The 7107-nt window shown below is 66.7% G+C and carries 8 protein-coding genes and 2 pseudogenes; 5 read left to right on the forward strand and 5 right to left on the reverse strand.

Features of this window, described 5'->3' with window-relative positions; translation table 11 throughout:
- Positions 1-194 precede the first annotated feature (194 nt).
- From AC07DW_RS32930 to AC07DW_RS32940, 3 genes and pseudogenes are all read right to left on the reverse strand, one after another.
- Positions 195-1183 (reverse strand): annotated as a pseudogene (locus AC07DW_RS32930) (IS5 family transposase).
- Between the two features lie 93 nt (positions 1184-1276).
- Entirely contained in the window at positions 1277-2080 is an 804-nt protein-coding gene (locus tag AC07DW_RS32935; protein ID WP_478861304.1) for a tyrosinase family protein, read from the reverse strand.
- 58 nt (positions 2081-2138) lie between these two features.
- Positions 2139-2615: a tyrosinase family oxidase copper chaperone gene (locus AC07DW_RS32940; protein WP_478861305.1), complete on the reverse strand. Its 477-nt coding sequence runs from the start codon at positions 2613-2615 to the stop codon at positions 2139-2141.
- 256 nt (positions 2616-2871) lie between these two features.
- Here AC07DW_RS32940 and AC07DW_RS32945 point away from each other — a divergent pair, with 256 nt between their 5' ends.
- Entirely contained in the window at positions 2872-3273 is a 402-nt protein-coding gene (locus tag AC07DW_RS32945) for a tyrosinase family oxidase copper chaperone (RefSeq protein WP_478861306.1), read from the forward strand.
- Here AC07DW_RS32945 and AC07DW_RS32950 read toward each other — a convergent pair.
- Both AC07DW_RS32950 and AC07DW_RS32955 read right to left on the reverse strand, forming a co-directional pair.
- Entirely contained in the window at positions 3264-3572 is a 309-nt protein-coding gene (locus tag AC07DW_RS32950) for a transposase family protein (RefSeq protein ID WP_478861307.1), read from the reverse strand. The genes AC07DW_RS32945 and AC07DW_RS32950 overlap by 10 nt on opposite strands.
- A 91-nt stretch (positions 3573-3663) precedes the next feature.
- Positions 3664-3930, reverse strand: coding sequence for a hypothetical protein (locus AC07DW_RS32955; protein ID WP_478861308.1), 267 nt, complete (start codon positions 3928-3930; stop codon positions 3664-3666).
- A gap of 467 nt (positions 3931-4397) precedes the next feature.
- Between AC07DW_RS32955 and AC07DW_RS32960 the strand changes: the two genes are divergently transcribed.
- From AC07DW_RS32960 to AC07DW_RS32975, 4 genes and pseudogenes are all read left to right on the forward strand, one after another.
- Positions 4398-5399, forward strand: a complete 1002-nt coding sequence (locus AC07DW_RS32960) for a magnesium and cobalt transport protein CorA (RefSeq protein ID WP_478861309.1) — start codon at positions 4398-4400, stop codon at positions 5397-5399.
- 57 nt (positions 5400-5456) lie between these two features.
- Positions 5457-6143, forward strand: coding sequence for a transposase family protein (locus tag AC07DW_RS32965; protein ID WP_478861310.1), 687 nt, complete (start codon positions 5457-5459; stop codon positions 6141-6143).
- A 110-nt stretch (positions 6144-6253) separates the two neighbouring features.
- Positions 6254-6358: pseudogene (locus AC07DW_RS32970) on the forward strand (IS5/IS1182 family transposase); the annotation flags it as partial.
- A 262-nt stretch (positions 6359-6620) separates the two neighbouring features.
- A partial coding sequence (locus tag AC07DW_RS32975) for a transposase (RefSeq protein ID WP_478861311.1) occupies positions 6621-7107 on the forward strand: 487 nt, incomplete at its 3' end.

Below are 7107 nucleotides of genomic sequence, written 5' to 3' on the forward strand. Positions count from 1 at the left end.
GCACCCACAGCCCATGTGTCCCTCACCAAGGCCGCATAACATCAACCACAACGGAACCCCTCGTCGAGCTTTTACACCGCTCCGAGGACGCGACCGGCCGGGCCGGCGCCGCGTGCTCGGGCCAGGGGCCGGCGGCCCCGGGAGCACCCCCGGCCGCAGGCACCTAGCTAGCTAGGGCCTGTATCGAGTCGTGATCAATCAGTGGTCCTTGTGAGGTCGTTGATCCAGATCATGGAGGCGCGGAGATGAAGTCCGGCGAGGTAGCTTTCGGGGGTCTTGTCGAAGCGGGTGGCGATGCCGCGCCATGCCTTGAGCTTGTTGATCAGGCGCTCGACGGTGTTGCGGTCCTTGTAGAGCTCGGCGTCGTGGGTGACGGGGCGGCCGCCCCGCCGGCCCTTCTTCTTCCGGTGGGCGGCCTGGTCCTTCTTCTCCGGGATGACCGCCTTGATGTTGCGTTGGCGCAGGTAGGCGCGGTTGCCGCGGGAGGAGTACGCCTTGTCTCCGGCGGCCGCGCCGGGCCGGGTGCGGGGTCGTCCGGCCGGGAGACGGACCCGCACCTTGTCGGGCACGGGGATGAACTGCGGGCTGTCGGCGGCCTGTCCCGCGGTCAGGATCAGTGCGAGCGGCCGGCACTTGCGGTCGCAGGCGATATGGACCTTGCTGGTCTGCCCGCCGCGCGAGCGGCCCAGCAGGGCCGCCTTCAACCGGAGCTTGCGCCGCCGCCGGACGCGTCCACGCTCGGCACTGTCGGCAGCTGGTCCGGTTTGTCCTTCTTCCGGGCCCCCTTTGGCCGGCCCTTCTCGTCCTCGGCGGCCTTCTCCAGGGCGTCCAGGACACCGGGCTCCAGGCGCATCCCGGCCGCGTCGTGGTGGGCCCTGACAGTGGTGGAGTCCACGCTGACCAGCGACAGGTCCACCCGGTCCCGCTTCGCCGCCTCAGCGATCAAACCCTCCAGCAAGGCCTCGAAGACCCCGGCGTCCCGCCACTGCCGAAACCGGTTGTACACGGTGGACCAAGCACCAAACCGCTCCGGCATCTCCCGCCACTGCGCTCCCGTACGAAACTTCCAGATCACACCCTCGAACTGCTCCCGCAGCCGGGTGGGATACGGGCCGTACTCGCCGATCGGCAGGTACGGCTCGACGTACTCCCACCCCTCGTCTGTCAGTTGCGCACGCGTCATGCCCTCTGGACTACCGCACCCACCCCCACGCATGGGGTGAATCCCGCAAACTGATCACGACCCGATACAGGGCCTAGGCGAGTGGCTTATGGCTCAGGCGTAGCTGTAATTGAGGATATTGATGTCGCGCACCGCCGACGGCGTCCTGGCGAACGGGACCATCGTCTCATTGTTGTCGATGACGCCAGCAGTCATGCCGGTACGGGGCTGGTAGGTGTCGATCCCGCGGCTGCTCTGCCACTGCCACCACAGTCGGTCGATGTTGCAGTGGTGCAGCCAGAAGGCCGGGTCGTTTGGGGCCTCACGAGTGCCCATGTGGCCACCGACGTAGTTGTGCACCCGGTTGTGCAGGTCGATCTCGTTGCGGTTGCGGTAGCTGTTGATCACGGTCGAGTTCCATGGTGACTGGTCGTAGACGGTGTAGCCCTGCACCGTATTCACGGTAGTGGCGGTGGGGCGGGTGGCGTTCTGGCCCAGCCGACGCTGCAGGAACGTGGTGGCGATGCTGCTCCGGTAGACCGACCAACCCCAGGAGGGGCTGAAGTTGCCGCTGGAGACGCTGCCGCTGGTGATCGAACCGAGGAAGTCGGCGGTGAACGGCGTGGCCGTGACGGTCCAGTCCCAATACGGAATGAAAAGGTTCGCGTTGCCACTCACCGTCTGCAAGTCGAGCTCCAGCAGTCGGAGGTACTCGCGGTGCCACGGGAAGAACGACGGCGACTGATGGGCGTGACTGATGTTGTCAGCGGTGCGCGCGAAGAACGCGATGTGCTGGTCGATGTACCAGTGGTAGTTACGCCCATTGGCGGAAGTGGTTTTGAACTGACGGAGGGCATTGACGAACGCGGTCTTCTCCGCGGACGTCATAGCGGCGACGCTCTTGCGTACGACGGCCATCGGCTAGTTACCTTTCACGTAGAGGAAGCGATGAGGGTCGGGCGGGTTGGCGCAGCGGTCAGTGGTGGTGCCCTAGAGCAGCCTCGTCACTGAGCTCAAACTCCCCCAGGGCGTCAACAGCCTTCCTGCCCAGCTTCACGAGCCCGTCCCTGTGCTTGTCCTCGTCGATCTCCACCGGGTCGTAGTGGTTGACGGCGCTGATGTAGCCGACGCCTACGTGCGGTTCGGATCCGTCCTCAGGCACGAATAATGTGCTGATAGCGGTCAATGTAAGCTTTTTGCCGTTAATGTAAAGTTCGTGCTTGCCGTCGGCATTGTGCTTGCCCCTCATCGTCTTGCCTCTGTAGACCTCGCCGAAGTCACGCGGGTCCGGGCCGGCGGCGTTCTGCGGACTCGCGGCGGAACTCACGGTGGTCGGGTACTGGGCACCCACCGCGGTAGTGGTGGCTACCACCGCTCCGACTGCTCCGTAGCGCAGAATGTCACGACGACTCACATAAGCCACAAGAGTCTCCTTTTGGAGAAAAAGGTCCATTTTGGGCATTGGGCTGTGATGCTAAAGGCCGCACCCATTTCGCCAGGACATCACCGAGACAGTCTCCTGTCAACCGGAAGTGATCAAGAAAAACTAGCGACGAGGTAGATGAAGATTGGACGGCGAGTTGGGATATCAATTCTCCGAACCGCTGACGATGAAGACTGAAAATAGGCATCGACATCTTTGATCGGCATGGTGGATGATGGCCCCACACTGCGTCTAGGCAGATACCGGCGAGGACCGAGGAGATGTCATGCGAGTAGTCCCCATCCTGGCAGCCGCGCTGACTGTCACCGCCGGCCTGCTGACCGCCGCCGGCCCGGCCAGCGCCGCTCCCGTCGCCCGCTCGGTCGAGCGGCCCGATGCCGGAATGGCCGCCCGTCTGTCTGGATCCTTCTTCGAGCTCTACCGCGGGCACCACATCATGGGCTGGGGTCGCGACGAGTCGGCCTGCGCCTACATCGACGGCGTGCAGCTGGTGCTCTACCCGGTCGGCGCTGACCGGTATCTGAGCGCGTTGCAGGCGTACCAGGAGAAGCGTGGCGTCCGAGCCATCACCCAGGCGTCGGTCCGGGCGCTCGGCGACTTTGACCCGGCTCCGCCGACCGAACCAGTGCGGCACTGCCCCCAATTCATTGAGCATTTTCAGCGGTGAGTCTCCAGAGTGAGGATGGCTTTGGCGATTGACGTGAGTTTGTTCGGACTGAGCCGGGCCTTGCGGAGGATGCGCCAGGTCTTGATGTGGGCGATGGCTCTCTCGACGGGCAACCGGAGGCGAGAGTGTGCCCGTTGGCGCACCTCTGTTCGGGTGTGAGGTCTTCCCCTGGCCCTCGCCGGTGGGGCACGGCGGCGATGTCGCCTGCTCCCTGTACTACAGGAGTGGTTCGAGGGCTCGTTGTCTGCGTCTCGCGTAGTGGATCCGTTTTGCGATGGTCTGGTGGGTTCGGAGCCCATAGGGACTGGGTGGCGGTGAGGCGCGGGTCGTGCTGGACGTGCCAGAGGGTCTGGTGCAGGAGCCGTCGGATCTCCTCGGCGGTGTAGTCGATCAGGGGCGGGACAGGGCGGGGAGGGTGAGCGGCGGCCAGGCTATAGCGGGTTCGCCGGGCACCTCTGTGGCGGCGGGTTCGCCGGCCTGCTTGAGCCGGGCGGTGCGGGTGGCGGTGACCGAAAGGAAGGCGAACGCGGCCAGGGCCAGGGCGATGTGACGGTGCCAGGGCTCCCAGTGACGGACCTCGTACTGGTCCAGGCCGCAGCCGGACTTGGCGGTCTCGAAGCAGTCCCCGACGCCCCAGCGCATCCCGGCTACGTTCACGATCGCGGACAAGGTGGTGCTCTCGCGGGCGTGGACGGCGAAGAATGCCAGGCCGGACGGGTCCGTGACCGACCGGCGGACGAGCAGCAGGTGCGGCGGGCGGGCGGTCGGGCATCAGGGCGGTGCCCCCGCAGGCGCGAGGCCCGCGGCATCGAGAACCCTGGAAAGGGCAAGGGCGACGGCGAGTTTGTAGGACTGGATACGGGGGTGCGGGTACCGGTCTTGTGGGCCAGTCTTTCACGGTGTGAGGGGACTCGTAGGCCCCCGAAGCAACGCCCTCACCTGTTGCCATCTAAGTCGCTGTCGGCGCGGGTACAGCCGGACCGGTACAGGGCGCGCACGCTCGTCGCAGTCGCAGCCGTGGCCCGCGGCATCCGATCCCCCTCACCTCAGCCTCCATCGCGGCCGAGAGGCCACCATTCTGTCCCGCGTGCATGAATCGGGCCCTGTGAAGCATGCGAGGAGGCATGGAATGTGTGATCTACCAGGAGACCTCTGCCGCAGCACGGCATGTGGACTGCTCGCAGGCCGACGAGGCGTGCCGCGTGGTGCTCAAGAATGTGGCGAACCTGGGCGAGGGGGAGTTCGCGTGGGTGCACCTGAGCGATCCCGCCGAGCACGAGGTGGTGGCCCTGGCCGACGAGCTGGGTCTGCACCCGTTGGCAGTGGAGGACGCGGTTCAGGCGCATGAGCGTCCCAAGCGGGAACGCTATGGCGATGTGCTGGCCGTGGCGCTGAAGACGCTCTGGTACGTCGAGGAGACCTCGCAGGTGGAGACCGGCGAGATGATGGTCTTCCTCGGGCCGCGCTTCGTCCTGACCGTCCGGCACGGCCCCAGCGATCCAGCCGTCGAAGCGGCCCGCCGACTCGCGGTCGACCCGGCGACGGTCTCCTGCGGTCCGGCGTCGGTGCTGCACGCCATCCTGGACGTGGCAGTGGACACCTACACCAAGGCAGCGGTCGGTGTGCGCGACGATCTCACCGAGCTGGAGCGGTCCGTCTTCTCCCCCGAGCGCGGCGATGTCACCGACCAGGTCTACTTCCTCAAACGGGAGGTGCTGGAGTTCCGCGACGCGATCCAGCCCCTGGTCCCCGTCCTGGAGGAGTTCACCGGCCCGCGCGCCCCGTGGCCCGAGGACCTGCTGCCCTACTTCCGTGATGTGACCGACCACCTGCACCGCGCGGACACCGAGGTCCGATCCCTGGATGATCTGCTGGGCTCCGTCCTCGACGCCCACCTCGCCCGGGTCGGGACCTGGCAGAACGACGACATGCGCAAGATTTCCGCCTGGGCGGCCATCCTCGCCATCCCCACCATGGTGGCCGGCGTGTACGGGATGAACTTCGAGCACATGCCCGAACTCGGCTGGAGCTTCGACTACCCCTTGGCGCTGGGAGTGATGGCCGCAGCGGCAGGGATGCTGTATCGAGCCAACAGCCACTACAAACAACGCGGACACACCCCCTAACTGTGATTGCAGTATTAGAACCCAAGAGTCGTTGACAGGAAGGTTGTGAAGCGATCCTTGGCCCATACGGCTCTCCCGAATCGTATCTGCACCGGCATCTCCCGGAAGCAGCTCGGCAAGATCATCACCGGGCTGGCCGGGCCGTGGATGGCACGGGAGGACGCCCGGCTGCGTGAACGCCGAGGTCACGAGCGTCTGCGCGCAGAAGGCGGCGGCCCGGACCATCAGCTGGTTTTCACCGACCGGGTGATCACCACTCTGGTCATCCTGCGCTTCCAGCTCCCGCACGCGGCCCTCGCCGTCTTCTACGGGGCCGACAGCTCCACGATCACCCGGGCCGTCCACGAGATCCGGCCGCTGCTCGCGGCCCGCGGGTTCGCTGTCCCCGGCGAGCCCGGGCTGCGGCTTCGCACCCTGGCCGACGTCTTCGCCTACGCCAGCGCGAAGGGAGTCGAGCTGCGGATCGACGGGACCGAGACCCAGGTCCGCCGCCCGGGGGCCAGCCGGCCCGGACGCCGGGCCTTCGTCTCCGGCAAGCGCAAACAGAACACCAAGAAGACCACAGTGATCAGCGACGATGCCGGCCGCACCCTGCGGACCGGCGCGATACGCCCCGGCCGCATACATGATCAGACCGCACTGAAAACCGAGGGAATCTGGGACCTGTTCGTCCACTACCCCAAGGTGAAAGCCCAGGCCGCGCCGGGTACCGAGGCCTGGCGAAGGACTTCCCCGACCAGGTGACCGCCCCGCCGAAGAGCCCGGAAGAAGAACAAACCGGACCAGCTGCCGAGAGTGCCGAGCGCAGACGCATCCGGCGACGCCGCAAGCTTTGGCTGAAGGCCGCGTTGCCGGGGCGCTCGCGCGGCGGACAGACCAGCAAGGTCCACATCGCCTGCGACCGCAAGTGCCGGCCGCTCGCACTGATCCTGACCGCGGGACAGGCCGCCGACAGCCGGTGTTGCGACGACCGGTTGAGCCCGGGCAGTACACCGCCATCCGTTTCACCCAGCGCCTGGCAGACGCCGGTATCGCCCCCTCCACCGGAACCGTCGGCGACTCCTTCGACAATGCCCTGGCCGAGAACGAGCAATGCTCAGAACCTGTGGATCGGCCGGGGGCGGGGTGCCTCGTGGGATGCGGAGGGCGTACCTTCCCGGGTGATCGACTCAAGGTCACCAAGTAGGCCCGCGTTCGAGCGCGGGCTGGGAAGGCACGCCCGTGCTCAGCGTAGTCACCGAAGACGGCACCACCGGGACCGGTACCTCTCTGATCGACGAGATCGTCCGGGAAGGCGCCCGGCGGATGCTCGCCGCGGCCCTGGAAGCCGAGGTCGAGCAGTACATAGCCGAACTCGCCGGCCAGCGCGACGAGCGGGGCCGGAGGCTGGTAGTCCGCAACGGCCGTCACCGGCCCCGGACGGTGACCACGGCCGCGGGACCGGTCGAGGTGGCCGCGCCGCGCGTGAACGACAAACGAGTCGACGCCGGGACCGGGGAGCGGGAGCGGTTCTCCTCGAAGATCCTGGCGCCGTGGTGCCGGAAGTCCCCAAAGGTCAGCGAGGTCCTGCCCCTGCTCTACCTCCACGGCCTGTCCTCGGGCGACTTCCTGCCGAGCAATGCTCAGAACCTGTGGATCGGCCCGGGGGTGGGGTGCCTCGTGGGATGTGGAGGGCGTACCTTCCCGGGTGATCGACTCATGGTCACCG

It is taken from the genome of Streptomyces sp. NPDC045701 (assembly GCF_056432045.1).

Bases quoted from the DNA above. Each gene is read 5' to 3' on its own strand.
- AC07DW_RS32935 (WP_478861304.1), bottom strand. From the start codon at position 2,080: ATGGCCGTCGTACGCAAGAGCGTCGCCGCTATGACGTCCGCGGAGAAG.
- AC07DW_RS32960 (WP_478861309.1), top strand. From the start codon at position 4,398: ATGGAATGTGTGATCTACCAGGAGACCTCTGCCGCAGCACGGCATGTG.
- AC07DW_RS32940 (WP_478861305.1), bottom strand. From the start codon at position 2,615: ATGGACCTTTTTCTCCAAAAGGAGACTCTTGTGGCTTATGTGAGTCGT.
- AC07DW_RS32945 (WP_478861306.1), top strand. From the start codon at position 2,872: ATGCGAGTAGTCCCCATCCTGGCAGCCGCGCTGACTGTCACCGCCGGC.
- AC07DW_RS32950 (WP_478861307.1), bottom strand. From the start codon at position 3,572: ATGGGCTCCGAACCCACCAGACCATCGCAAAACGGATCCACTACGCGA.